General features: G+C 48.9%; 24 protein-coding genes and 1 pseudogene. 9 read left to right on the plus strand and 16 right to left on the minus strand.

Annotated elements, in window-relative coordinates:
- Positions 1 to 25: 25 nt before the first annotated feature.
- From DFR27_RS02740 to DFR27_RS02775, 8 genes and pseudogenes are all read right to left on the minus strand, one after another.
- Positions 26 to 370 carry a hypothetical protein gene (locus DFR27_RS02740; RefSeq protein ID WP_121875919.1) on the minus strand — a complete coding sequence of 115 codons (345 nt, stop codon included), beginning with the start codon at positions 368 to 370 and terminating at the stop codon, positions 26 to 28.
- Between the two features lie 55 nt (positions 371 to 425).
- Positions 426 to 1,775: a response regulator gene (locus DFR27_RS02745; RefSeq protein ID WP_121875920.1), complete on the minus strand. Its 1,350-nt coding sequence runs from the start codon at positions 1,773 to 1,775 to the stop codon at positions 426 to 428.
- Positions 1,776 to 1,779: 4 nt separating this feature from the next.
- On the minus strand, positions 1,780 to 2,316 hold the full coding sequence (locus DFR27_RS02750) for a heme NO-binding domain-containing protein (protein ID WP_121875921.1): 537 nt from the start codon (positions 2,314 to 2,316) through the stop codon (positions 1,780 to 1,782).
- Between the two features lie 267 nt (positions 2,317 to 2,583).
- Complete coding sequence (locus DFR27_RS02755; RefSeq protein ID WP_121875922.1) at positions 2,584 to 5,046, minus strand: ATP-binding protein; 2,463 nt, start codon at positions 5,044 to 5,046, stop codon at positions 2,584 to 2,586.
- Positions 5,043 to 6,071, minus strand: a complete 1,029-nt coding sequence (locus tag DFR27_RS02760; RefSeq protein WP_170150759.1) for a cytochrome-c peroxidase — start codon at positions 6,069 to 6,071, stop codon at positions 5,043 to 5,045. The genes DFR27_RS02755 and DFR27_RS02760 overlap by 4 nt, the downstream gene beginning before the upstream one ends.
- Positions 6,072 to 6,506: 435 nt before the next feature.
- Positions 6,507 to 7,523, minus strand: a pseudogene (locus tag DFR27_RS02765) (DEAD/DEAH box helicase); the annotation flags it as partial.
- Positions 7,524 to 7,710: 187 nt separating this feature from the next.
- Positions 7,711 to 8,949 (minus strand): APC family permease, encoded by a 1,239-nt coding sequence (locus DFR27_RS02770; protein ID WP_121875925.1) that lies wholly within the window; start codon positions 8,947 to 8,949, stop codon positions 7,711 to 7,713.
- A gap of 328 nt (positions 8,950 to 9,277) precedes the next feature.
- A complete protein-coding gene (locus tag DFR27_RS02775) occupies positions 9,278 to 11,047 on the minus strand; it encodes a DUF2235 domain-containing protein (protein ID WP_121875926.1) in 1,770 nt (589 codons plus the stop codon).
- A 361-nt stretch (positions 11,048 to 11,408) separates the two neighbouring features.
- On the opposite strand from DFR27_RS02775, the gene DFR27_RS02780 reads away from it, so the two are divergent.
- Entirely contained in the window at positions 11,409 to 11,825 is a 417-nt protein-coding gene (locus DFR27_RS02780) for a hypothetical protein (RefSeq protein ID WP_121875927.1), read from the plus strand.
- 11 nt (positions 11,826 to 11,836) lie between these two features.
- The gene (locus tag DFR27_RS02785; protein WP_121875928.1) at positions 11,837 to 12,142 is read left to right on the plus strand and encodes a helix-turn-helix domain-containing protein; all 306 of its coding nucleotides are present in this window, start codon (positions 11,837 to 11,839) and stop codon (positions 12,140 to 12,142) included.
- A 206-nt stretch (positions 12,143 to 12,348) separates the two neighbouring features.
- Here the strand turns inward: DFR27_RS02785 and DFR27_RS02790 are convergent, their stop codons facing one another.
- Positions 12,349 to 13,041: a polyamine aminopropyltransferase gene (locus tag DFR27_RS02790; protein WP_121875929.1), complete on the minus strand. Its 693-nt coding sequence runs from the start codon at positions 13,039 to 13,041 to the stop codon at positions 12,349 to 12,351.
- A 133-nt stretch (positions 13,042 to 13,174) separates the two neighbouring features.
- Positions 13,175 to 13,945: an SDR family NAD(P)-dependent oxidoreductase gene (locus DFR27_RS02795; protein ID WP_121875930.1), complete on the minus strand. Its 771-nt coding sequence runs from the start codon at positions 13,943 to 13,945 to the stop codon at positions 13,175 to 13,177.
- A gap of 235 nt (positions 13,946 to 14,180) precedes the next feature.
- On the opposite strand from DFR27_RS02795, the gene DFR27_RS02800 reads away from it, so the two are divergent.
- Positions 14,181 to 15,371 (plus strand): serine hydrolase domain-containing protein, encoded by a 1,191-nt coding sequence (locus DFR27_RS02800; protein WP_121875931.1) that lies wholly within the window; start codon positions 14,181 to 14,183, stop codon positions 15,369 to 15,371.
- A 247-nt stretch (positions 15,372 to 15,618) separates the two neighbouring features.
- Here DFR27_RS02800 and DFR27_RS02805 read toward each other — a convergent pair whose 3' ends face one another.
- On the minus strand, positions 15,619 to 15,921 hold the full coding sequence (locus DFR27_RS02805; RefSeq protein WP_121875932.1) for a hypothetical protein: 303 nt from the start codon (positions 15,919 to 15,921) through the stop codon (positions 15,619 to 15,621).
- Positions 15,918 to 16,217: a BrnT family toxin gene (locus DFR27_RS02810; RefSeq protein ID WP_245962587.1), complete on the minus strand. Its 300-nt coding sequence runs from the start codon at positions 16,215 to 16,217 to the stop codon at positions 15,918 to 15,920. The genes DFR27_RS02805 and DFR27_RS02810 overlap by 4 nt, the downstream gene beginning before the upstream one ends.
- 383 nt (positions 16,218 to 16,600) lie before the next feature.
- Between DFR27_RS02810 and DFR27_RS02815 the strand changes: the two genes are divergently transcribed.
- A complete protein-coding gene (locus tag DFR27_RS02815; RefSeq protein WP_121875933.1) occupies positions 16,601 to 17,683 on the plus strand; it encodes an energy transducer TonB in 1,083 nt (360 codons plus the stop codon).
- Between the two features lie 51 nt (positions 17,684 to 17,734).
- Here DFR27_RS02815 and DFR27_RS02820 read toward each other — a convergent pair whose 3' ends face one another.
- Both DFR27_RS02820 and DFR27_RS02825 read right to left on the minus strand, forming a co-directional pair.
- Positions 17,735 to 18,049 (minus strand): helix-turn-helix domain-containing protein, encoded by a 315-nt coding sequence (locus tag DFR27_RS02820; RefSeq protein WP_121875934.1) that lies wholly within the window; start codon positions 18,047 to 18,049, stop codon positions 17,735 to 17,737.
- Positions 18,036 to 18,368 (minus strand): type II toxin-antitoxin system RelE/ParE family toxin, encoded by a 333-nt coding sequence (locus DFR27_RS02825; protein ID WP_121875935.1) that lies wholly within the window; start codon positions 18,366 to 18,368, stop codon positions 18,036 to 18,038. Before DFR27_RS02825 ends, DFR27_RS02820 begins: the two co-directional genes overlap by 14 nt.
- A 173-nt stretch (positions 18,369 to 18,541) precedes the next feature.
- Between DFR27_RS02825 and DFR27_RS02830 the strand changes: the two genes are divergently transcribed.
- The 4 genes from DFR27_RS02830 to vapC all read left to right on the plus strand — a co-directional run bounded on the left by DFR27_RS02830 (position 18,542) and on the right by vapC (position 20,701).
- Entirely contained in the window at positions 18,542 to 19,285 is a 744-nt protein-coding gene (locus DFR27_RS02830) for a VOC family protein (RefSeq protein WP_121875936.1), read from the plus strand.
- Between the two features lie 42 nt (positions 19,286 to 19,327).
- Positions 19,328 to 19,801: a VOC family protein gene (locus DFR27_RS02835; RefSeq protein ID WP_121875937.1), complete on the plus strand. Its 474-nt coding sequence runs from the start codon at positions 19,328 to 19,330 to the stop codon at positions 19,799 to 19,801.
- A gap of 319 nt (positions 19,802 to 20,120) precedes the next feature.
- Complete coding sequence (locus DFR27_RS02840; RefSeq protein ID WP_121875938.1) at positions 20,121 to 20,315, plus strand: type II toxin-antitoxin system VapB family antitoxin; 195 nt, start codon at positions 20,121 to 20,123, stop codon at positions 20,313 to 20,315.
- On the plus strand, positions 20,312 to 20,701 hold the full coding sequence (gene vapC, locus DFR27_RS02845; protein WP_121875939.1) for a type II toxin-antitoxin system VapC family toxin: 390 nt from the start codon (positions 20,312 to 20,314) through the stop codon (positions 20,699 to 20,701). Before DFR27_RS02840 ends, vapC begins: the two co-directional genes overlap by 4 nt.
- A gap of 111 nt (positions 20,702 to 20,812) precedes the next feature.
- Here vapC and DFR27_RS02850 read toward each other — a convergent pair whose 3' ends face one another.
- Both DFR27_RS02850 and DFR27_RS02855 read right to left on the minus strand, forming a co-directional pair.
- Positions 20,813 to 21,337, minus strand: coding sequence for a DUF1254 domain-containing protein (locus DFR27_RS02850; protein WP_121875940.1), 525 nt, complete (start codon positions 21,335 to 21,337; stop codon positions 20,813 to 20,815).
- A complete protein-coding gene (locus DFR27_RS02855) occupies positions 21,334 to 21,969 on the minus strand; it encodes a DUF1214 domain-containing protein (protein ID WP_170150760.1) in 636 nt (211 codons plus the stop codon). The genes DFR27_RS02850 and DFR27_RS02855 overlap by 4 nt, the downstream gene beginning before the upstream one ends.
- Positions 21,970 to 22,205: 236 nt before the next feature.
- Between DFR27_RS02855 and DFR27_RS02860 the strand changes: the two genes are divergently transcribed.
- Entirely contained in the window at positions 22,206 to 22,907 is a 702-nt protein-coding gene (locus DFR27_RS02860) for a hypothetical protein (protein WP_245962588.1), read from the plus strand.
- The last annotated feature ends 115 nt before the right edge of the window (positions 22,908 to 23,022 follow it).

Below are 23,022 nucleotides of genomic sequence, written 5' to 3' on the forward strand. Positions count from 1 at the left end.
CACTTAATGAAGCTTACCCAGCACATTACTCATCTTCAAGCGACGCCAAAGGTTCTTCGCTAATAAAGGTGAAGTTGGCAAGTTCTACCGCACACGCGTTAGTGCTTTCCTCGAGTTTTCTGAAGCGAATACTTGTAGCGCTGAGCGTTTGTCTACCTACCGTGATGGTAAAACGGCCCGTGTCGTGATTAAAGTTGATCTCTGTAGACGGGAGTTTATCGCAGGGGATATTTACCTCGGCAATGGACTCACTCTGGACTTGATTGGCTGCAATGGAGTCACTCTGGACTTGATTGGCTGTAAGGGTGTCACTCTGGACTTGACTGGCTACAAGGCATAGCAATGTGATAAGTAAGCATACTCTGTACATGGTTTAGGCTCGTTGGTTGAGAGTTCGTTACTTGAGTGTATCGCTTCGGCAACGCTTAATCTGCTAAATTCGTCCGTGAATTCCCTCGAGTTGCCTTGGTAATCACACTCAGCAGCTCAGAAACATTAAAGGGTTTAGTCATAAATTCGCTCATGCCTGCTTCAAGACAATGCTTTCTATCCTCAGGTGTCGCATTGGCGGTCAGGGCAATAATAGGCAACGTGATTCCCTGATCTCTAAGCGCTCGACTAGCAGTAAGTCCGTCCATATTTGGCATCTGAACATCCATTAGAATAACGTCGAAGGATTCGTTATCGGTACACATCGCGATAGCCTCAAGGCCATCGTCTGCTACTTCCACGGTTGCGTTGTTGTCCTCAAGTAAGCTCACAGCGAGTAGTTGATTAACCGGATTATCTTCGGCCAATAGAATGTGTAAGCCAGAAAGGTCGGCATTGTTCGCTTGGGTCTCGTCAGTTTGGTATTCAGCTTGATCAATTGGGAGTGTAAGGCTGATGGTGAACGTAGAGCCAATGCCTTGCTCAGAGCTTACATCGATGTTGGCGTCCATAAGCGTGGCGAGCTGAGCACAAATTGCCAGGCCCAGACCGGTGCCGCCATACTCTCGAGTGGTGCTTGAGTCGGCTTGGGAGAATTTTTCGAACAGCGTCTTCTGCTGTGCCTCAGTGATCCCAATACCGGTATCTGTCACCACGATATTCAATGAAATAGTATTATCGTCAAGCGTTTTGCCATCCAAACCTAGCGTAACATGTCCAGCTTTGGTGAATTTGACCGAGTTAGAAATGAAGTTTTTGATGACTTGGCTGAGCCGATAGGGATCACCTATCACCACTAGGTCATTACTAAATACGGATTCGAAATGGAGCTTGTTTCCCAGTTCGTCGGCTTTTGCCGCGTAGAGGTGGATGATCTCTTCAAGCGTTTTATTCAGGGGAAAAGCAATACTTTCCAGGGTTAACTTACCGGCCTCAATCTTGGAGATGTCGAGCAGGTCATTGATTAGCGCGAGTAGCCCCTGCGAGGCCGTGCTCATGTTGTTGAGGAAGTTTTGCTCTCGCTTCCCCAAATCAGCCCGCTCAAGTAATTGAATGAAGCCAATGATTGCATTGAGCGGTGTGCGAATCTCGTGACTCATGGTGGCGAGGAATTCACTTTTGGCTTTGCTTGCCCGCTCAGCGGCCTCCATCGCATTCACGGCCTCCAATGTCTTCTGTTGAACCTTTTCATCAAGATCTTCATTGATCTTTTCGACTTCTTGAAGGGTGTTATAGAGTGCGAGCGCCTTCTCCTCAAGTAGCTTTTCCGCCTCTTTCCGCGCCGCACGCTCACGCTGAACGCGCCGCTTATACTTAGCCTCTAGGTCTGAAGAGTCTGCAGGCATGGAGTTAGTGAGCCTCTAGCTCAAAGGTGGCTGCGGTCATGTCTTCGGAGATGTCCGCACGAGTAATCTCGATGGACTCGCCGAAGTGTTCAATACAACCATTTAGTAAACCTTTTGCTAAGTAACCAAAGGGGCGCTTTGAGTCGTAAATCATGGTCATTTTTGGGCCCTCAATCTTTGCGTCGAAGACGGGTAGTTCGGCGTCGGGATAGAGCTTTTTCACCTCTACGTGAATATGGTCATCAATCCTCGCTAGGAAGGCGTAGGTAGAACTAACCCCTTCGAAGAAGCCTGGGTACATCACCACGAATCGACCGAACAAATGTTTTCCGTAAGTTTCTATGAGGTCGGGAACGGGAATGTCCGTTTCAGCTGAGAGTGCTACCACAAGCTTCACCATATCATTATGATCATACTTGCCAACGGCCGTGTAAACACCGTCCGAATCGAGATCAGCGTTGTCGATCATATCGTCCAAAACATCTTCACCGAACGCCGTCTCGACCAACTCAAAGAACTCTGTAAATACAACGCCTTTCATGTCTCATCTCCTGACGAAAATTAATTATGGATAGTTTTAGCGAATCAAACTGGCTCAAAGAATCGTTAAACTTAAGTAATAATTTTTAGTCCCTAACTTTCGTTATAGTTGCAACAACACCATCTATGCAACCTCAATATTAGCTTGGTCAACTAAGCCACTAAGCCACTAAGCCAATATGCTATTGTTTTAGCTTTTGCGACACTGAAGCGTCCAGATTCTTCTACTAATCATGCCTAATTCTAATTGGTAGCGGCACATCTTCGGCTACAGAGAGCTGGCTTGGTTCTGTGATGGGGCTTCATTGAGCCACTTATTCAGTAGTTTATAGAGCTCCTGAGCATCCACGGGCTTGGAAATATAGTCACACATTCCGGCTTGGAAGCATTTTTCTTTGTCGCCTTTCATCGCATTAGCAGTCATGGCGATTACGGGTGTTTTAGACTTTTCACCTGCTAGGGCTCTTATGCGTCGAGTAGCTTCGTAGCCGTCCATGTTGGGCATTTGGCAATCCATAAAGACCACTTCGTAATCCTTCTCCTGCACCATGGCTAGGGCTTCCACGCCATCTTCGGCCATATCTAATGAGACATTAACTTCATCAAGTAGAAGCTCTGCCACCATTCTGTTCACGTCGTTGTCATCCACCAGGAGCACAGATCTGCCACTGAAATCAAAGGAAACTTGAGGGCTCTCCTCACGCTCTGTTCGGAGCGTACCACCATGAATACTAGCCAATGAATCCATTAGTGCAGAGGGCTTTATGGGACTTGAGATGTAACCACTAAAGCGGAGTTCATCGGCTGGGATATCTTGATGAAAGAGCGGCGTTAGCTCTACCACAGGCAGATGTTTATTGAGCAGTGATAATTGTTCTAAGGTCTCAGTCGGAAGATGCTCTGTTTCGGCAATCACGCAGGTGTAATCGGTTTCACCAACCGAGAGCTTCTGAAGGTACTCCACGAAGGCGCTCTCTTTGCTGAAGGAGGTGCAGACGAGGTGCCAGCTCCTGAGGTGATCCAAGAGCGCTCTGCCGCGCACTTCGTTGGTGTCGTAAATAACGGGCTTAATATGCGTGAGGGGGCCTCGCTTGGCGCGAATCGTTTCTTCAGAAGCCCCATACTGAAGGGGAATAAAGAAACGGAATTTGCTGCCGAAACCCACTTTGCTGGAGACGGATATCTCACCGCCCATTAGTTCAATTAGTCGCTTGCTGACCGCGAGGCCTAATCCCGTTCCGCCAAATCTGCGTGTGGTAGATTCATCCTCCTGAGAGAAGGCCTCAAAGATAGTGTCAATTTTGTCGGCGGCAATACCAATGCCGGTATCCTGAACCACAACTCTTACTCGGCGATCGCCGTTATCTTCAGTCACTTGCTTGACACTGACAGTTACCACGCCATGGGAGCAAAATTTAATAGCGTTGGAGAGAAGGTTGCGTAAAACCTGCGCGATACGTGTTGGATCTGAGGTTAATGATCTCGGCAGTTCTGGGTCCAGCTCTACAACTAGCTGGCATTGATTCCTATTGGCGGCGTGGGTGAGTTCATCAATGGTAGACTCCACCAATTCGAGTAACTCAAACTCAACATTCTCAATCTCAATCTTTCCGGCTTCCACTTTAGAGAAATCTAAAATGTCATTGATGATGGTTCCTAGCGTGCTTGAGGTATTCAGAATCGTACCCACGTACTTTGACTGATCATCGCTGAGATCAGAATTCTGCAGAACTTGGGCCATTCCGGAAATGCCGTTGAGAGGGGTCCGCAGTTCATGCGTCATGTTGGCGAGGAACGAGCTCTTTGCCTCATTCGCTTCATTGGCTCGTTTGCGGTCAATCTCAAGTACTTCCATCTGTTGGCGGATAACGGCGGTCGCATCAGAAATTCTGGCCTCTAAGGAGTGATTGAGGTCAGCTAAGGACTCGTTATTTGCTTGAAGACTGCGCGTGAGTTTGACGACTTGAGAAAGTATAACGAGAAGACTTAGGATACCAAGGGCGAAGGGGACGACTAGCAGCTGATAGTTAGCGCTCTTCGCCTGCTCAAGATGGCTTGCGAGAGCCGAGACGCTGCCAGAACTGAGGTTGTTATCAATCTCGGTCAATGTTAAATCAGCCTGTGTATCAGCTTCTAAGACATAGTTGAACTGCCTCTCTAGTAGGTTTAGCTCGGCTAGACTGTGTTCGCTGGCCTGTGCTTTGGCGGCAAAAATTGCGGTACTAACCTGTTCTGAGTTGGTTGAAGACTTATCACCTAGGTAGCGCAAAAGGCTTTCGTTTAAATTGCTTACTAGTACAGGGGGTGCTTCCCAGGTCTCATTGATGAGATCTACGCGATAGGAGAGGAAGCGCTTAGCGTTACGAGAAATGGCATCGAGGCCTTTGAAATTCTCAACTTTGGTTGAGGTGTCTTGAAAGGAGGATGCAAGCTCATTGGCTAACCGATGCTCTGTTTCGCCGCCACGCTGCTCGAGAGCTACCATCAACTCAACGAGTTGCTGATTCATTTCTCGTTGAACCTGATTGAGGGTGTCGTAGTTGTTTTGTCTGCCGAAGTATAAATTCAAAACCGTCACTCTAAGTTCCGCATAATTCGCTTGAAATGCGTTCAGCTGACGGTTGATGCCGTCTATCTCTCGAATGTTAGAGAGTTGCCAAAGCAGAGCGCCTAGCGAAACCACCAATACCATGGCGGCGAGAAAAGTTCCTTGGCTACGCTGAGTTTTCACTGTTGACCTCCGTCATCCTTGGCGCTGGTATCAGTACCTGTTGAGGCGGTCCGAACTTCTAGCGGGGGTGCGCTGAGCGAGGTTAAGAATGCGGCCAAAAGATGGACTTCACCGCTGCTTAAAGGTACTCCGAGTTGATACTGTGCCATGGTTTGAATGGCGTCTTCTACGGTAGTTGCGGAACCATCATGGAAGTAGGGTGCGGTGTCTGCAATATTTCTTAGTGACGGTACTTTAAACTTAAAGCGATCAGTCTCTATTCCGGTGACATTGTAGAGGCCAAAGTCTGCTTCAGTTATGTTGCCGCGATCGGCAAAATAATCTCCCATCACACCAATTCGTTGATACATATTTCCGCCAATATTTATGCCTTGATGACAGCTGACACAACCCAAGTCCTGAAAGAGCTCATAGCCGGCGAGTTGCTCGTCATTGAGTGCTGTGTCGTCACCACGTAAATACAGATCAAAGGGGCTGTTAGCGGTTATCAAGGTGCGCTGAAACGCGGCGAGGGCAGCAACCACGTTACCTGGGGTAATTTGGTCCGGGAAGAGGTTGTCGAATTGTTGAACGTAGTCGCCGTCTTTTTCAAGATAGGCCAGAATGTTGTCCCAAGTATTGTTCATTTCAATTGGGTTGGTTAACGGCCCGTGGGCCTGCTCTTCAAGAGACTCAGCTCGGCCATCCCAGAACTGTCGAAAATTAAAACCAGAATTTAAAACGGTTGGTGAATTAACCTGCGATAGCTCACCAGTGACTCCCGGAGATCTAGGAAGTCGATCAACTCCACCACGATCAATATCATGACAACTAGCGCAGGAGATAGTGCCGGAAGAGCTTAATGCGGTGTCATGAAATAGTTGCTGGCCGAGTGCAGCTAAGTCTTCGTCCTGGAAGTGTGCAGTGGGCAACGGAGAAATACTGCCACCTTTTAGTTCGGGTGTTGATACGACCTCTTGATCTGCCGGAGCATGAGAGGACGCACTGTTATCGCACGCCGAGATCGACAATATCATAGCGACCATCAAATAACTCTTCGATATTCTGCGAGGCATTAGCAACTAGCTCATTTTTAATTGGAATAGCCTGAGTATAGTCAAGCTAGCGCTAGCGCAAGTTCAATGCATGATATTAGTTCGCGCAGGCCATCTCAAAACTAGCGCAATAGAGGGTAGTAGAATTAAACCTCAAAGAGGTGGCTTTAAATTGCACCGGGGCCCCAGTTGGCACAGAGTAGACTGCGCCAACTAGCATAGCGGGGTTCATGACAGCGGCAATTAGCGACGTTGGTTCTTGGGTACGTAATTAAGGATGGAGATCGGTACCGTTTTGCGAACCGGGAACGCTTCCACCTCTCTGCGTTCGATAAGATGGCCAAGACTGCTTTCTATTGCGCAGAGTTTCTTGAAGTCACCCCATGTGACCAGTGAAATGGCTTCACCCGCGGCACCTGCTCGACCAGTTCGGCCAATTCGATGAATGTATTCTTCGGGCTTAAAAGGTAAATCATAGTTAACTACTCTCGATAGCTTGCCAATATCAATGCCCCTCGCGGCGACACCAGTGGCTACCAAATACTTAAGTTTTCCTGATTTGAACTGCGCAAGTACCTTTTCGCGCTGTGCCTGACTGCGATCTGCATGAATACAATCGGCTTCTATGCCGCGTTTCCCTAACTGAGCAACGAGCTTGGCGGCAACATGCTTTTGTTCAGTAAAGATGAGTGCCTGATCCCAGTTGCCCCCCTTAATAAGGTGGCTCAGTAACGCAGATCGGGTGTCTTTATCTACCGTGATGAGCCATTGCTCAATACTACTCGCGGCCTCATTCTTGGCGGACATACGAATTTCAATCACGTCACCATTAGTACCGTAGTGAGTGAGGTCATCACCTAAGTTCTGAACGTCATCTGACATGGTGGCTGAAAACAGCAGGTTCTGGCGTTGCTGTGGTAGGCGGTCAATGATGTCATAGATATCTTTGCTGAAGCCCATGTCCAGCATTCGGTCTGCTTCATCCAGCACTAAGATCTTAAGCTCATCAAAATGCAAAGCACGCTGATGAGCCATATCTAATAAACGACCAGGTGTGGCCACTAACACATCTACACCTTCTATAAGGCGCTGTTTCTGTGCGTCAATGTCGGTTCCACCGTACATCGCCATTGACGTTAAGCTTAGGTTTTTGGCGTAAGCAACAACGTTATCATGAACTTGAATGGCTAATTCACGGGTGGGGACCAAGATTAGCGAGCGAATGCGCTTACCTCTTAGCTTATGACCGTTATCCAGCTGCTGGAGAATAGGTAGCACGAATCCAGCAGTCTTACCGGTGCCAGTTTGTGCCGCAGCAATCACGTCACGCCCTTTTAGAATCACCGGAATGGTCTTGGCTTGAATAGGCGTTGGTGTGTTGTAGCCCTTCTCGGTTACAGCGGAAGCGATGGAAGACTTTAGGCCTAGTTCAGAAAATGACATGTGCGTTCTCGGGGTGATTGGGGTAGCGGGAGTATAGCGATATAAGTTTAGAAATATCACATTTGGCGCGAATTATTTAGCCAGAACGCATGTATGTAAAACGATTCGCAGGCTATTCCGCCTATTGTTTACCGTTGCGGCGAATTATCAACGTGGCTTGGCAACGAATCCCAAGTCTGAAAATCGGCTAATGCGAGACCATGAAGCCAGTGGTGAAAAGTTGGTAAATTTGGCTGGCGAGAAAGCCGATACAAATTAGTGCGCCAAGTGCTGGAATCAGAGGGTTAGCCTCTAGGCTAGGGTCGCGCTTGATTAGGCGTAGCAATGACACGTTAACCAAAAAGAAGATCACAATAATGATAAAACTAGTGATTTTAGCGAGCAGGGTGAGCTCAAATCCCGATGCCAAAACCCAGACAACGGAACCGATCACAGCGGTGGAGACATAAGGTGTACGACGTGAAGCATGGATGACAGCAAACTGCTGGGGAGCTAATCCTTGAGATGCCATACCAAATAGAACCCTAGAGCCCATAATAATCTGCACCAAAGCGCCGTTGATGATGGCCGCTAAACTAATCAAACTGACCACACGTGCAGCGGTGGGGCTGTGTTGCTGCATCACATCCGCTAGCGGCGCACTGCTAGTTCTAAGCGCCTCAATACTCAGCTGACTCACAGCGGCAATGGCAACCAAGACATAGAGCAAACTGCTAACAATAATGGCTAGCATGATAGCGGTTGGCATGGCTTTTTCCGGTTCTTTCACTTCCTCTGCCATATTGACGATATCTTCGAAGCCAATAAACGCATAGAAAGCGAGAAATGCACCCAATACGATACCAAACCACAAACTGGAGTCATGGGCAGGGGGGATGAGCTGAGCGAACGATTCAGGGTGGTTAATGAGGTGTGGTGCACTATAAAACAAAACAATAGCCAGCCCAATCAGCCCCAGTATGGTGGCTATCGACGTGGCAATCACTGATTCGGCGGCCCCCCAGATAGCGAGCAAAGTCATGATTAGTACCAACCCGGTGATGGCTAATACGTAAGGCACGTCAATAAACACCTGTAAGTAGCCAACGAAGCCTCGAGTGATTGTAGCGGCGCTCACCACGCCAGTGAGGACCACTAACCAGCCTACCGCTCGAGACAGGGCGCTAAGGTGGAAGGCGTTCTGAACGTAAACCACCTCGCCTGCGCTTTTGGGGTAGCGGGCACTGAGTTTGGCGTAGCTATAGCCACTCAAGGTTGCTAAAAGTGCTGCTAAAAGAAAGGCCGCTGGCGCGTAGATACCAGCGTAACCCGCTACCTTCCCAACTAAGATGTAAATACCTGCGCCCAGAATAGTCCCAAGACCATAAAGCGTCAGTAAACCTGTCCCGATGTTTCGTTTTAGTTTGAGCTCGGAGCGATGTTCCATAGTAGTTGACCTATTCTATTAGGAAGTATTTGCCTGACAGAGCAACCTTTAAATTTAGTCTAACGTAGAAGCGCTTTCGTTTGCCAAGAAATAGTAACCGCTAGAAACTTTAATCCACATTAAGTGTGTAAAGAGCTGTGTGTAACTCAAGGATATGTCTTCCTCAGTAAGCTATGTCAGGGCTTGGCGCTAGCGGTTAGCTTTTGACCAGCGAAGAAACGAGGCCCTAAAGTTGATCGAATAGGGTGCAGAATGATTAGATAATCAACAGTGGGATATCAGCCTGTGCATAATAAACTCACGGAGAAGGAGCGCGCTGAAGAGTTACTCACAACCTATTGTTAGTTTCCGTCTTAGTCTCGCTCTCTTTGATCGTCTCAGTGGATTCAGCCGCCTCAACAGCCTCAAGAGTATCAAGAGTATCAAGAGTCTCAACAGTATCAACAGCCTCAAGAGTATCAAGAGTATCAAGAGCCTCAACAGTATCAACAGTATCAACAGTATCAACAGTCTCAAGAGTATCAGCAGAACCGGCTGACTCGGCAGACGCAGAAGGTGCAGCAGACTCGCCAAACACGGCGGACTCAGTATCAGAAAGCTGTTCCACATTTACCTCAAGTGACCCACTATTGTGACCATAATGAGCCCAGGCATCATTGGCGAAGAGATAGAGATAGCCGCTGCTAGCGGCGGTCCATGTTAGCGACTTGCCAACTCTAAGTACCTTATGATGAGGAGGCGTGCCATCGTGGCTTGGATTGGGGGCGTCAGCAATGGCGGCCATCACACAAAACCAAGGTTCCTTGGGAATACGGCGAGAGAGGAACAAGTCGGCACGCTGTTTGTTGATGATGCGTTTAACCGCCCATTCAAGATGGTCAATCAGTGAACCGCCAAGTTGGAGCAAAATACGTAGCCGCATCTGCGGCAACCTAATCCCATTTGATGCTACCTCTAAGGGCGCATCTACCCATTCATCGGCGCATTGAATGCGATAGCTAACACCCGCTTGAATGTAAACGCCGGTCCAGTTCCAGGCTTCATTGGCCGAAATAGTTAGACTTACGCCGCTGGTACAAACACCGCATTCGGGGCGGTAAATAGGATGTAGGTCGGCATTCTGACGCTGTCTCACCGAGTCATGAACGGTTACTTCATCGGCAAGATTGGGAATGCTGCGTGGATGGGGTAACAGAAAGCGCATGATGCCTTGGTAGGTGTTATGGATAGGCGCTTCGGGGTTCGGTGCTAATATCGCGGTAACGTCATGGCTGAAACTTAAAGCGGGAACCTCCCCATTTAGGTGGGGGCTGCAAGCCTCGTCAATCATCCATGCCAAGCTAATGTCGGCGCTCCCGCGTTCGGCATAGCCGCCACCCACATCCCCATGTGCGCCCGCAAACCAAACCTGTTTCACGGACGGATGATGTTTATTACTCCAAAGGGTAGGAAAGAAACTAGAGCGTTGTTCGTCGATGGCAAGGGCGTGCCTGCCATTCAGTACGGCTGGACTGAGTTCAACATCGTGGAAGCGATAACGCCTCGGGGCATCAAAAAGATCGAAGAGAACTAGGTCATCGGGAATGCCTAAAGCGCCTACAGTGTCCCAAACGCCTACAAAACCAATAGCGGTAGAGTGAGGGTGAAAATCCATCGGCCTCGGCAGTTGGTAGTCCTCAAGTCCGTACTGATAGCCCTTGCGATAGAGCGTTTTCACGGCTTTTGAAAGTGCCTTGGCCGAGTCAAACCGATTACATAATATCCCATAGCGGTTGATGAGTCCGGCCAAACTTCGAGCACAAAAGGCACCGCGGCTGAACCCGATGAGATAGATGATGTCGCCCGGTTGGTATTCGGTGACTAACCACTGGTAGCAAGCCATGATTTGTTTACCCAAACCTCGGCCATACATGCCGCCAATATGCCGATCAAAAAAGCCACCCGTGCCCACGCCCGGCTGATAAAAGCACCGTTGGTTGGCTTGACCCTGATCTAGTAGGTTGTAGAAGCGGGCAACGTTGGTAGTTTCAAACTCATTACTACCTTTTTGGGTAGCATCGTTCCACGTGCCATCGCAGCAGACTACCAATTTCCTCATGGAAGACTCAATATGTTTGCCTATGCAACTATAGAATATGGATAAATTACACCTTGAGAGCAAGAGTTTTTTGGGCACAGAGCGCCCGAAAGGAGAAGTTCAGCTAAGTCCCGATGACTTCTGTTGGCCTCAACGCTGAATGAGCTGAAGCCGAAGCCTCATCTGCCGGACGCTAGAGAAATAACGCTAGGTCAATAAAATCAATGGCTCTAGGCAATGTGACACCTCACTGTCACAGCGAAATTGGCGCTGACAGTGAGGTGACAGCTATCTGTCAGCCTTGTGACAGGCATATTGGTGTCGTTTCGGACATGACAGCGTTATGTGAATCTGGCATCGTACTTTCATCAAGGAGAAAAACATGTCACAGGAAATAACCAATAAGCCATTATCAGTTTCAGTACTTAATGGCGTTACCGCACACTTTAATATTGATGGCCAAGAGCTGATTGTATGGGGCTCTAGCTGGACCGGTATGGAGAAAGTGTGGTTAGACGGAAAACTAGTTTCGAAAAAGCTGAGTTTGCGTTTTAAAACCGTGCACACCTTTTGCGTAGACGGCGTTGATTATGAGGTTGAGCTAGATATCACCAAAGCTTACAAGAGTGATGTCTCGGTGAGCGTGGTTAAAGATGGCGCCCACTTGAAAACGGTCACCTTCAACTACTATCGTGACGAGAATGGTAAGTTTGACTGGAAAAAATTGGCCACCGGTTTGTTGGCAGGCGCTGCAGTAGGCTTTAGCGGTGTAATGATCTTTGAATTGTTATTTAAGTAGGGAGCGTTGGGATGAATATCGACGCTCAACAACTTAAAGCACTTCGCTCCGCGAAAGCTTGGACGCAACAGCAGCTTGCTGATACGTCGGGGCTTAGTTTGCGAACTATCCAGCGAATTGAACGCTATGGCACCGGCGCAAGTGAATCCGTTTTGTGTATTGCGGCAGCGCTGGATATTGATGCGAGCACCATCATTTCGGATCAAGCTTTTGAGGTGGTCGAAGTGGTTCAAAGCTATAGTTTCGCCCAGTTAATTGGCGGCGTATTGGCGGGTGGTGCAGTTGGCGCCGCCATCGTATTACTGCTAGTGAGCTAATCCTCAGCTCCGTTGTGAGCGTTAGCCGAGATCATTCGGCTAGCGCTCGACATTGCCTCCGTTTACTGTCTATCATTACCTCTTCATTTCCCTATTATTCGTTTTGGCACCGATGTCGGTGACGAAGCTGGGCTGATTCGCTAAATTAAGCAAGGTTGTGATGTGGTGTAAATAGCCTTTAGTCGGACTTTAGCCGCTATCAAAGGCTATTTAATGGCTACGTAAACACCATTTGAGGCATCGAGCTCTTGGTAGGGATTCGGGAAGGTAATCCGAGTGCCCTCTACACGGCTGAATACCGTTTCTAACAGCGCCATAAATTCAGGGTCGGGATCATCGTCTGACCAAAGTGCGAAAACGCCACCAGGTTTTAGCTTATCGGCAATAGCGCGTAACCCTTGCACACTGTAGAAACCTTCATTACTGGCCGTTAGCCAATGTGCAGGGGTGTGATCAATGTCCAGCAATACCGCGTCTAGACAGGCCTGATCGCGTTCGCCATCCAGTGCCCAGGCAAAGAAGTCATCGAGCACCAATTCACAGCGCTCGTCGTAAGTTAGCGCTTTGGCCATCGGGACTAGGCCGCGTTGATGCCAGCTAATTACTGGCGCCATGACATCAATGACTCGCAGCTGTGCAACACGATCATCTTCCAGCGCCGCACCGGCGGTGTAGCCAAGCCCTAGGCCGCCCACCACCACATTAAGTTCATCGCGATCCAGTGCCGCTAAGCCAAGATAGGAAAGTTGTAACTCGGCCTCATAGAAAAGGCTAGACATCAGAAACTCATCATTCATCTTCACCTCGTAGACAATACGATTATTCAACCGTGGTTCGCTACGACGTCGCAGGCTAATAGAGCCAAGCGGTGTTTCCTGATAATCCAGTTCTTCAAACATAGTCGGTACGCCTTTAAGTTCAGCTTCATCATACACTGAGTTATCTCACCGTGGGCACAAAAATAGATCGCTTTGAGTGGCGAGTATCGGTACAGGCCTCAGAGCAATTTCAACTCAATATTGAGCTACTCGGTTAACCTGCAGCGGCCACCATGCCACCATCCACAGTGAGCGTATGCCCAGTTACGTAAGCACCGGCGCGTGAAGACAAATAGATCACGGTACCTGCTGCGTCTTCGTAACTCCCCAGACGTTTGAGCGGCACCGATTCCTTGAGGGCGTCATCGGCTTCAATAATGTGTGCCGTCATTTTGCTCGGGAAGTACCCCGGCGCAATGGCGTTGACCGTGATGAACTCTTCGGCCAGATCAGCGGCCAAGTGACGTGTTAGCTGGTGAACTGCGGCCTTACTGGCTGAATAGCTGTAATTGTTCATCTTCGGGTTGGTTAAACCGTTGATGGATCCAATGTTAATCACCCTAGCAGGGTCCGCTTGGGTAGCGCTTTGTTTGAGTTGCTGGTGGAATTTCTGAACTAGGAAGAAGATTGATTTCACGTTGAGGTCCATGACTTTATCAAAACCTTCCTCGGCGAAGTTATCTATGGTGTCGCCCCAAGCCGCCCCAGCGTTGTTCACGAGAATATCAATGCTGGTCTCGCGCTGACTCACCGCCGCAACGAATTGACTGATACCTTGCGTTGTTGAGAGGTCAGAGGCAATGGCAATGCATTCACCGAATTCACTAAGGCGGGAGGCGGTGGCATTGAGTTCCTCGGCACGACGTGCAGTGATGTAAACCTTGGCGCCAGACTGAAGTAAGCCGGTGGCTATCATCTCACCGATACCGCGTGAACCGCCGGTTACTACTGCTACTTTTCCCGCCACACTAAAGAAATTATTCATTGCAAACTCCGTGATTAGTTAGTGTTTAAAGTGTGCGGTAAGGATAGGTAAATAGCTAGTAACGCAGGTGACAGTGTCTTGTAACGAGCTCACTGGAACAGAGCGCAAGACGGTAAGCTAAGTGATATTAGGAGCAGTGAGGTTAGCCCGTGGGGCCTACTCTCGTCTTTCCGCAAATTGCTCCAGGCCTAGCTAGGGTGTAACGTAAGCGTTCAAATAATAATGAGTAACAAACATGAAAAAATGGTTTCTAGCAGTACTAGTAGTGATATTGGGGTCTGGTACCTACTATTGGCAAACTATTGATCGCGATGTTCGCAGTCTGATCTTGACCTTCCCAACCAACAAAGACCTGCTGTTCTGGACAAACGAACAGCGCGATTATGCCTTCCGAGCCTTGGACAAAGTACCACTGTTAGCCAAGTCCCGTGTGATAGCAAGCGGAGACAATGTCTTGGCGCTGCCTGAAGGCGAGCCATTGGCATTGGATGTGGACGTGGACGCCTACATGGCGGCTCAGCGTGCCGCCGGTATGGTGATTATCCACAAGGGTGCGGTTCGCTATGAAAGCTATCAAAATGCGTTCACCGCCGATGGGCGTTGGACCAGTTTCTCGGTAGCCAAGTCATTTACCTCAACGCTCGTGGGTGCAGCCATTGAAGACGGCTATATTGACAGCATTGATGACAATATAGCCATCTATCTACCGGGATTGGCGGGCTCAGTTTACGACGGCGTATCAATTCGCCAACTGCTGACCATGACCTCGGGTGTCCGCTGGAATGAAGACTATGGTGATCCTGAGTCCGATGTGGCCAAGTTTAATAACCACGTGCCTGAACCGGGTGTGGATACCACAATCTCTTATATGCGCAGTCTTGAGCGCGAAGCCCCGGCGGGGGAAAAGTGGGTGTATAAAACGGGTGAAACCAACCTTATTGGTCTGCTTGTTAGCACGGCAACTAACAAAACCCTTGCCGAGTATCTTTCGGAAAAAATCTGGGCGCCATTCGGCATGGAAGCGGATGCAAGCTGGCTACTCAGTTCCTCTGGGCAGGAGATTAGCGGTTGTTGTATCCAAGCAACGGTGCGAGATTTCGCTAGGATGGGCTTATTTATGCTAGGCGGGGGTGAAGTTCAGGGCGAATCCATTCTACCGGACGGTTGGATTGTTAACGCTACCACCAATCAGGTGGGAAGCGATACGGCTGAAACCGGGTACGGCTACCAGTGGTGGACGCTTGATAACGGTGCTTACATGGCTCGCGGTATCTTCGGCCAAGGGATCTTCATTGATCCAGCGCGAAATCTAGTTATTGCCTCAAACGGTAACTGGGAAGTCGCCAGTGATCGCACGCAAATTCCGGAACGGCTAGCATTTTATCGCGCTGTACAACAGGCAATTGATGCTGAAATAGCGCAATAAAATGCTTGACTGTTGGCGTTTAATTCAAGTTTTAGGCTGCTTTTTAATCACTGGTCATTCGCCAACCATTGCTCCCAACGCCCGTGAATACCGGCTATCGGGAAGTTACCCACAGGGTTGTTAGGTGTTTGCTGGGGGTAAGGGCGACAGGCGAAGATTCGCGATACTACCGTGCCCTCTCAGGTGCGGGAATTTTTGGTTCTTGGACGAGGGCCACCGAGAATGAGCTCTCCGTGAAGTGTTTAGGTTATGAATCTGAAGATTTCACTTTGCTGGCGGTGACATCAAGTAATGATCCCGAAACGTATTTGTGAAGAACGCTGGAGATCAGTGTTTGATATGGAATGCCCTCTTGAAGAGAGCGAGACTGAATGGCCTGTAGATCTCGGCTAGAAATACGGATATTGATGCGCTTATCCTTCTTAAAGGTGTTCTCCACGGCAGTGGAGAGCTCCTGTTGACGAGCTTCCGACAGTTTGGATTCAAAGTTACCAGCTTCTACTTCGTCCAGTAGCGACTGTTCTTCATTGCTAAGCAGTTGGTCTTTCATGACTCCGAACTCCGTAGGTAACGTTTGGTGAGCTTGCGACTAGGTATAATAGTTTTTAAGAAAATTTCGCTATCAGACTCAACGTAAGGGACAAGGTAAGCATAGTCATTCAGTGCAACCACGAACACACTTTGGTTGGGGTAGTCTTGGCTGTTGGGGTACCTAAGGTCATCTAATAGGCCACCGTTTTGCAGAAAAAACAGCACTTCCTCAAATGAAACTCCGCGGGTTTCAATGAGTGATTGGTTCTTTACTGCATTCCAGTTGAATAGCTTCATGTGCAGCTTATCATACACGTATGTGTGCCTTTTGTCATCAGGTGGCGATTGCTCGATGGCTGGTTCGTCATACGGCGCGGGGGGTATAACATGATGATCTGCCCATTGGCTTAACTAGTAACTACCCAAATAGGTAGTTCTTTGCCAAACCTAACGATGTTCATGTTGATGTCAGGGCACGACACCGGTTAGCGCGACTCGGCGGGGTGCCGAGCTGGAGGCGTTCCTCCATAGAAAGATCGAGACGCAAATAGCGGCGCTTGCGCAGTCAATCACTGGCTTAGTAAGATAGTGGTTTATTGTTTTAACTAATCATCGGCAACGCAGCAGGGTTATTATCCTGTTCGGTCTATCCAGAAAAGGACTTCCACCAGAATGGATGTCCACAGAAAAGGACTTCTATGTTAACTAGCCTTATTTTTTCATTGGCTACCGCAGCCACTAATCCAGTTGAACTTAAACAGGATGAGTCAATCTCCACCACGCCAAGTGAGCATGTTGTCCAGCTTTCCGCTCAAAGTGAATTTGTGGCACCGGTTGCGATACAAAAATTTGCACCGCAGTTTCCCCGGCAGGAATTAAGGGAGGGTCGCGAAGGGTGGGCCGTTGTCAGTTACGTTGTGGATACACAGGGGAATGTGGTCAATGCCGTCATTGATGATTCAAGTGGCAGTCGTTATTTCGAGCGTGCGGCCATTGCCGCGGCGCTTAAGGCGAAATACGAACCGGCAACACTAAATGGTGAAGCCATTGAGTCCTGTGATAACGCTAATATGTTCACCTTCGAGTTTCAAAATAGTGATGGCAGCCCATCGAACGATGGTGGCTCCCGTCGTTATCGAACAGCGAACAACGCCGCCGTGGAGGCCTATCAGCAAGCGAATTGGACTGAGTTTAGCGCGGCGGTAGCCGAGCTGGCAGAGATCTCTCGCGGTAGTTTCTACGAAGAGGCTAACTTCCAAATGCTAAACGGCTTAGATTTGGAATTAAGAAATGAGCCAACGGAAGCGTTGAAGGCATACCAGAAGGCGGTAAATTGGGGGGTTGAACGCTTATCCATGGATAATGCCGCAGTGGTGGTTAAACAGGGCTTTGCGTTGCTCTTAGATACCGAAGATTATGTTGGCGCCGTGGATTGGGCAGCGGGTATTCCTGAGGAATGGCGGGAAGTACCACAGATTATGGAAGTGATTGCACTGGGTGATCAGATTAATGCTCAGCTTGAACAGCGCGAGTATGTGGTGGCTAACGCAAGCTTGGGCGAACGCGGGGCGTGGTCGAAAAAACTGGCTCGTCCCGTGTTTGAGCTAGCGGTTAATGAGGGTGAAGTATCGGCCTTTGAACTGCGCTGCAGCGGTAAATTCAAACGCTACGATTATACCGGTCAAGGTGCCTTCACCATCCCAAGTAGTTGGGGAGAGTGTTCACTGCGATTAGAAGGTTCGACCAACGCGAACGTGAGTGTCTATCAATTCAATAGCTAATTGGCCGGGGAAGACTCGCTGTTGTTTCCATTGGAACGCTAGATCTAGCCGTTAGAGCGAACTAATTTTCTCCAGCGTCTCGGGATGCTGTTGCACTAATTTTAACAGGGTGAGCGCAGGCCCATTGGGTACGCTGCGCCCTTGCTCCCAGTTCTCAAGGGTGCGAGGCGAAGTGCGTAGCAAATGCGCAAAAACGCTCCGCGATATATTCAAGCGCTCGCGAAGATCCATGATTTCGTAGGGTGCAATTTCAAGTTGAGGCAATGTTGAAACACCCAAGCTGCGCAAGGTTATTTTGCCTTCGCTGTGCTGCTTTACTTCGTTGAGAGAATTTGTCAGCTCGTTGAATAAATCACGTTTGTTCATCTAGCCAAGCCTCCATAAATCGTTTTATTTGCTGCTTCTGCACAGGCGATAAATCGCTCATTTCGCCTTTACGATAGATCGCTAGTAGGTAAATGGTTTCAGCGCAATGCCTATGGCAGTAGATCACTCGAAGACCACCCCGTTTACCCGATGTGCCACGCTTGAAACGAAGCTTTCGCAGACCTCCCGTACCTTGGATAACATCTCCCGTAAGCGGGTACATTAACAGCAAGTTTTGGAGCTCATTAAATTCCCCGTCGTTCAGATAAGAGCGACGCATTCTCATAAAAATCGTAGATTCAATAAATAGCCAGTTCATTAAATCACTCTACGCATTATACGTATAGTTTCGGGATCGCACCAATAGCTAGTTTTTATGACAGGTTGGCAGGTTGGCAGGGTAATCTAAAGTCACCAGCGGCGTTGGAAAAATGCTGGTAACTAAGATAGGGTGAAGAAGTAACGCAATCTTGCCACTCAGGGAGCGAAACGATGAAAGCAAAAGACAGATTAACGCTTACGGCTAAAAAACTACTCAGCGGGCTCTTCCTGGTTGGTTTTACGGCTTCTTCTCTAACAGTTGCCGAAGAGCAATCCGATAACTCAGCGCCGGTCGTCAAACAGGTCGATCACATACTCTATGCCGCGCCCGACCTCGAAACCGGTATGGATGAAATCGAACAGCTACTTGGGGTGAGACCAGCCATTGGCGGTAAGCATCCTCAATACGGCACGCACAACGCGCTGTTGTCGTTAGGCAACGGACAATATTTCGAAGTGATTGCGGCCGACCCTGAGGCATCACCGCCGATTCGCGGCATGCTCTTCGATATAGACAGCCTAGATAGTTCGCGCCTGATTGCTTGGGTTATGCAGGTGGATGATCTCGCTAACCAAGAAGCTAAGTATGACGGTGCCGGCATTGGTGCAGTATCTTCGGGTGTTCGTGAACAGCCCGACGGTACGGTGCTTCACTGGGCACTTTCCGATCCGTATGCTTTATCTCCAAGCGGGGCAATTCCTGCACTCATCGATTGGGGTAATACGCCTCATCCCTCAACGGGTGCTCCGCTTGCAGGCGAGTTGGTGAGCTTTGCGATCTATCATCCTAATCCTAACGAGATGACCGAAAAGCTCGCTATTCTCGGGGTAGATCTCGAGGTAAAAGAATCAGCGCAGCCACGACTCGTCGTCCGAATCAAACGTCTCGATGGTCAGGTGGTGGAAATTGAATAGCGCGGTCTTGAACATACATTTCTGAATCTATAAGGCACTTACATGAAAGCATTTCGATTGACCAAATCACTCGTCGCGCTGTTGCTTAGCCTAGTAACCATCTTAACGAGTTTAAACACCCGTGCAGAGCCCGCGCCCGAGTTCCAGCTAGATCACGTGGCATTATCGGTGGCTGATGTCGATGCCTCCGCCGAGTTTTACCACAACATACTAGGGCTTGAGGAAATCAATAATCGAACACAGATAGCGGGCATTCGATGGTTCCGTTTTTTCGATGGCCGAGAATTGCACCTAATTTCGTTGTTAAATGACGAAGTTAAGGTAAACAAGGCGGTTCACTTTGCGCTGACCGCCACCAACTTCGACGCCTTTATCGATCGCCTAGATGCCAACGGCATTGTTTACTCCGATTGGCCGGGCGAAGAGGGCAGAATTAATCAACGAGCCGACGGTGTGCAGCAGGTATTCATTCAAGACCCCGACGGCTATTGGATTGAAGTGAATAGCGCTCGTTGAGTCCCACCTATTAACTGTGAGGTAATTCCCCTACCTCACAGCTACTATTCGCCAAGGCGGCTGCGGCATTCTCGTCATCACCAATAGCCGACACTCGCAATAACATAACCCCTCATCCTCGACCCTCCCTCCAGACGGACCGATAGGCAGCCAATTGACCTCCACGCGCGCACTGCATGCGTGGTCGGGACCGATTGATAGATTGAACCCCGCGGCAAAGCCCAACGCCCAATTTCCCATTATTTCGTGTGATTGCTCAGCGCACTAAATCCAACTACAATGTGTATAAACTAATAATTTATGTGTATAGGCTGGGGTTATGCGAACTAACATTGTTATCGACGATCAACTCATGGCCAACGCGCTAAAAGCAACCGGTCTGCGCACTAAGCGCGAGGTGGTTGAGGAAGCGTTAAAACTCATCGTGCGCCAACGCCAGCAACAGTCAATCAAATCCCTCCGTGGGAAGCTTGATTGGCAGGGTGACCTAAATGAACTCCGCAGCGCCGAATGATATTTGTTGATACCAGCGTTTGGGTTGATTACTTTAACGGGGTAAGTTCACCTCAAGTTAACGAATTAGATCGAAGGCTTGATCATGATGTGGTGGCGATGGGCGACCTGATTCTCCTCGAAATTCTTCAAGGGTTTAATAACGACCGTCACTATAACCTTGCGCGTGAGCGTCTGCTGCAACTAGCGCAACATGAGTTTCTGAATTACCGATTAGCGCTTAAGGCTTCCGAGAATTTTCGCTATCTCCGCAAGAAAGGAATAACGGTTCGAAAATCAAATGACGTCATTATCGCCACGTATTGTATTGAGTATGGCGTACCGCTGTTATTTTCTGATCGCGATTTCGAGCCGTTTGTGAAGCATTTGGGATTGCAGGCGGTATAGGTTCCCCGACCGAGCACTTAGTGCAAGTGGTCGGAGGCTCCGTAGACTAGAGGTATGGGTTAAAGTGGTCACTTCCCACGGTATGGGACGGTGACCTCGCAAATTATGGCCCTAAACCTCCACCTCACAGCTACTATTTGCCAAGGCGGCTGCGGCATTCTCGTCATCACCAATAGCCGACACTCGCAATAACATAACCCCTCTAGAGGTAGGCGATTGAATCACTTCGCCCGCTTGGCTGTGCACATTACTGTTAGGTCCAACCAAGGTGACATTAACCTGAGTGCCAATGCGGAAACGCTGTTCACGCTGGTTAGTCAGGCCGGCAAAGTTGCTGGTGTCCATTTGATAGAACTGCATTGACCAATAGCGCTCCGGTACTTCGGCGCGGATGGTAATGGGGCCCTCATCAAGGTCATAAATGCACAATGCGTACAGCAGATCGGGACTTGGCCGCACAATAGTGCGAAAGTTTTCGTCGGGCTTGGCGCGAACATGCAGGGTGTTGTAGCTCATGGTTTCGCCAGCTTTGCTATAAAGACGTTCCATGATGAGGTGGGGTACTAGCATCGCCAGCGGGAATTGCCCTAACCAACCCAGTGCCAGGATGGCTACTATCCAACGTAGATACATCATGCGCAACCCTCCAACTTAACGTGAGGAAGCGAGGCAGACTCTGGGCGCTGCAGGTAGTCATCACCGGGGGTGTAGAGCCTAAGCAGTAGATCAAAATCGTTATCCACGGACTTATCCTCGGCCCTCCCTCCAGACGGACCTATAGGTAGCCAATTGCCCTCGGCGGCCGCTGCGCTAACGGTAATTTCCCAAGAGTTATTGGCATTGCGAATAAGGTTCTCATTGTTGAATGAGTAGCGCTTTTGTTCATTGGGGATGAGATAGAAGTCCCAGCCGTAGGCGGTAATGCTCCACCAATCTGCATCATAGTCATCGCCGGTGATGGTATAGCGGCAATTTAGTTTAAGCGGCTCACCGTTGAGTGATTTCAGCGAATAATAGATGGAGTCTTCGCGGGTGGATGCCAGTAAGCCGGCAATAGCAACCAAGGCTTTCAGTCTTGGGCCGGCTTCTTCCGAGCCGATGTTCATATGGGTGGCCCAGTTGCCGTTCATAATGGCTGTATTACCCAAGCCGTCTTTTATGTAAATGCTGAGCAATAGCGCTGACAGCGCCAGCGTAGCGATGGCCGCCAGTGGCCACCGCAGTAACTTGAATAGGCGTGATGATACTGGGGGTGTGGTGGCTGTCATCGAATATTCTCTGTCATGCTTGCCTACGGAAGGCGCGCTTATTCTGTTGTTATTATGATGTTTAAACATGACTATTCGGTGTTGAGCGCTTGGTGTCAAGTTGGGCGGATGGATGAGCGTTGAGAGTGTATTGAGCGTGCGGGCTGTACCCCCTACACAAATGGGTAGGTTTAGGTTAGATTTACTTAATAAGTAATAGCTAGCGCCGTAACGACAATTTATGCATGGAGCGCATAATGAAGAAAAATAATTCGAAAAGCGTGGTCGGCGCTTCGAGTTTTTCGCTAAAGATGGATCGCCTAAAGAAAAATGATTCTTTCATTGTCGACTTTTGGGCCTTGGTATTTAGCGCGCTTGGTAAATTATCGTTATTCACCTTGGTGAGGAAGATATTTCCAAAAGCTCGAACGGGGTTCTTTTCCGAGGTCTGGGCCCTAGGCCATGTCTTTCTATCAATTGCAGCAGTTCCAGCGGTGTTGTACATCGAGAATCGGACGGCTGGCATCGCAATATCTATTTATGCGCTAATACGTGTTTTCGAAGTGGTGGTTTATCAAACCAACGTGCTGCTCTTCGATGAATATCGCGCAACCAAAGCCTCTAAAGAATATGCGCTAAAAGGTTACCGCCGCATTGTTATTTTGCTCATGCAGAACTATTTCGAAATTATTTTCTGGTTCGCGGCGCAATATATTGTCTTTCAAGGGATGTTTTCATTCGCGGTGGAGGGTTCTCATGAGAGCGTGTTAGGTGCTGTTTACACAAGCTTTGTGGTGATGACAAGCTTCGGCTACTACAACGTCACCCCGCTTGGTGTTCTCGCATATTCACTGGTTATAGGTCAGGCAATGATTGGTTTGTTTATGACGTTGCTGAGCTTAGCTCGCTTTATTGGCCTCATTCCCACTCCTAAATCAATGGATGTTCACGAGCAGTAGCAGGTTGTCTTATACAACGGCCATATCACGGCTCCATTAAAACCAGTTCAATCTTGGGAGATCTGTGCCAAACTGAACTTAACACCAAAAACTACCTAAAAAGGGAATTGACGTA

The sequence above is a fragment of the Umboniibacter marinipuniceus genome, assembly GCF_003688415.1.
Taxonomy (GTDB): domain Bacteria; phylum Pseudomonadota; class Gammaproteobacteria; order Pseudomonadales; family DSM-25080; genus Umboniibacter; species Umboniibacter marinipuniceus.

Bases quoted from the DNA above. Each gene is read 5' to 3' on its own strand.
- DFR27_RS02740 (WP_121875919.1), bottom strand. From the start codon at position 370: ATGTACAGAGTATGCTTACTTATCACATTGCTATGCCTTGTAGCCAGT.
- DFR27_RS02745 (WP_121875920.1), bottom strand. From the start codon at position 1,775: ATGCCTGCAGACTCTTCAGACCTAGAGGCTAAGTATAAGCGGCGCGTT.
- DFR27_RS02750 (WP_121875921.1), bottom strand. From the start codon at position 2,316: ATGAAAGGCGTTGTATTTACAGAGTTCTTTGAGTTGGTCGAGACGGCG.
- DFR27_RS02760 (WP_170150759.1), bottom strand. From the start codon at position 6,071: ATGGTCGCTATGATATTGTCGATCTCGGCGTGCGATAACAGTGCGTCC.
- DFR27_RS02770 (WP_121875925.1), bottom strand. From the start codon at position 8,949: ATGGAACATCGCTCCGAGCTCAAACTAAAACGAAACATCGGGACAGGT.
- DFR27_RS02775 (WP_121875926.1), bottom strand. From the start codon at position 11,047: ATGAGGAAATTGGTAGTCTGCTGCGATGGCACGTGGAACGATGCTACC.
- DFR27_RS02780 (WP_121875927.1), top strand. From the start codon at position 11,409: ATGTCACAGGAAATAACCAATAAGCCATTATCAGTTTCAGTACTTAAT.
- DFR27_RS02785 (WP_121875928.1), top strand. From the start codon at position 11,837: ATGAATATCGACGCTCAACAACTTAAAGCACTTCGCTCCGCGAAAGCT.
- DFR27_RS02790 (WP_121875929.1), bottom strand. From the start codon at position 13,041: ATGTTTGAAGAACTGGATTATCAGGAAACACCGCTTGGCTCTATTAGC.
- DFR27_RS02795 (WP_121875930.1), bottom strand. From the start codon at position 13,945: ATGAATAATTTCTTTAGTGTGGCGGGAAAAGTAGCAGTAGTAACCGGC.
- DFR27_RS02800 (WP_121875931.1), top strand. From the start codon at position 14,181: ATGAAAAAATGGTTTCTAGCAGTACTAGTAGTGATATTGGGGTCTGGT.
- DFR27_RS02805 (WP_121875932.1), bottom strand. From the start codon at position 15,921: ATGAAAGACCAACTGCTTAGCAATGAAGAACAGTCGCTACTGGACGAA.
- DFR27_RS02815 (WP_121875933.1), top strand. From the start codon at position 16,601: ATGTTAACTAGCCTTATTTTTTCATTGGCTACCGCAGCCACTAATCCA.
- DFR27_RS02820 (WP_121875934.1), bottom strand. From the start codon at position 18,049: ATGAACAAACGTGATTTATTCAACGAGCTGACAAATTCTCTCAACGAA.
- DFR27_RS02825 (WP_121875935.1), bottom strand. From the start codon at position 18,368: ATGAACTGGCTATTTATTGAATCTACGATTTTTATGAGAATGCGTCGC.
- DFR27_RS02830 (WP_121875936.1), top strand. From the start codon at position 18,542: ATGAAAGCAAAAGACAGATTAACGCTTACGGCTAAAAAACTACTCAGC.
- DFR27_RS02835 (WP_121875937.1), top strand. From the start codon at position 19,328: ATGAAAGCATTTCGATTGACCAAATCACTCGTCGCGCTGTTGCTTAGC.
- DFR27_RS02840 (WP_121875938.1), top strand. From the start codon at position 20,121: ATGCGAACTAACATTGTTATCGACGATCAACTCATGGCCAACGCGCTA.
- vapC (WP_121875939.1), top strand. From the start codon at position 20,312: ATGATATTTGTTGATACCAGCGTTTGGGTTGATTACTTTAACGGGGTA.
- DFR27_RS02850 (WP_121875940.1), bottom strand. From the start codon at position 21,337: ATGATGTATCTACGTTGGATAGTAGCCATCCTGGCACTGGGTTGGTTA.
- DFR27_RS02855 (WP_170150760.1), bottom strand. From the start codon at position 21,969: ATGACAGCCACCACACCCCCAGTATCATCACGCCTATTCAAGTTACTG.
- DFR27_RS02860 (WP_245962588.1), top strand. From the start codon at position 22,206: ATGAAGAAAAATAATTCGAAAAGCGTGGTCGGCGCTTCGAGTTTTTCG.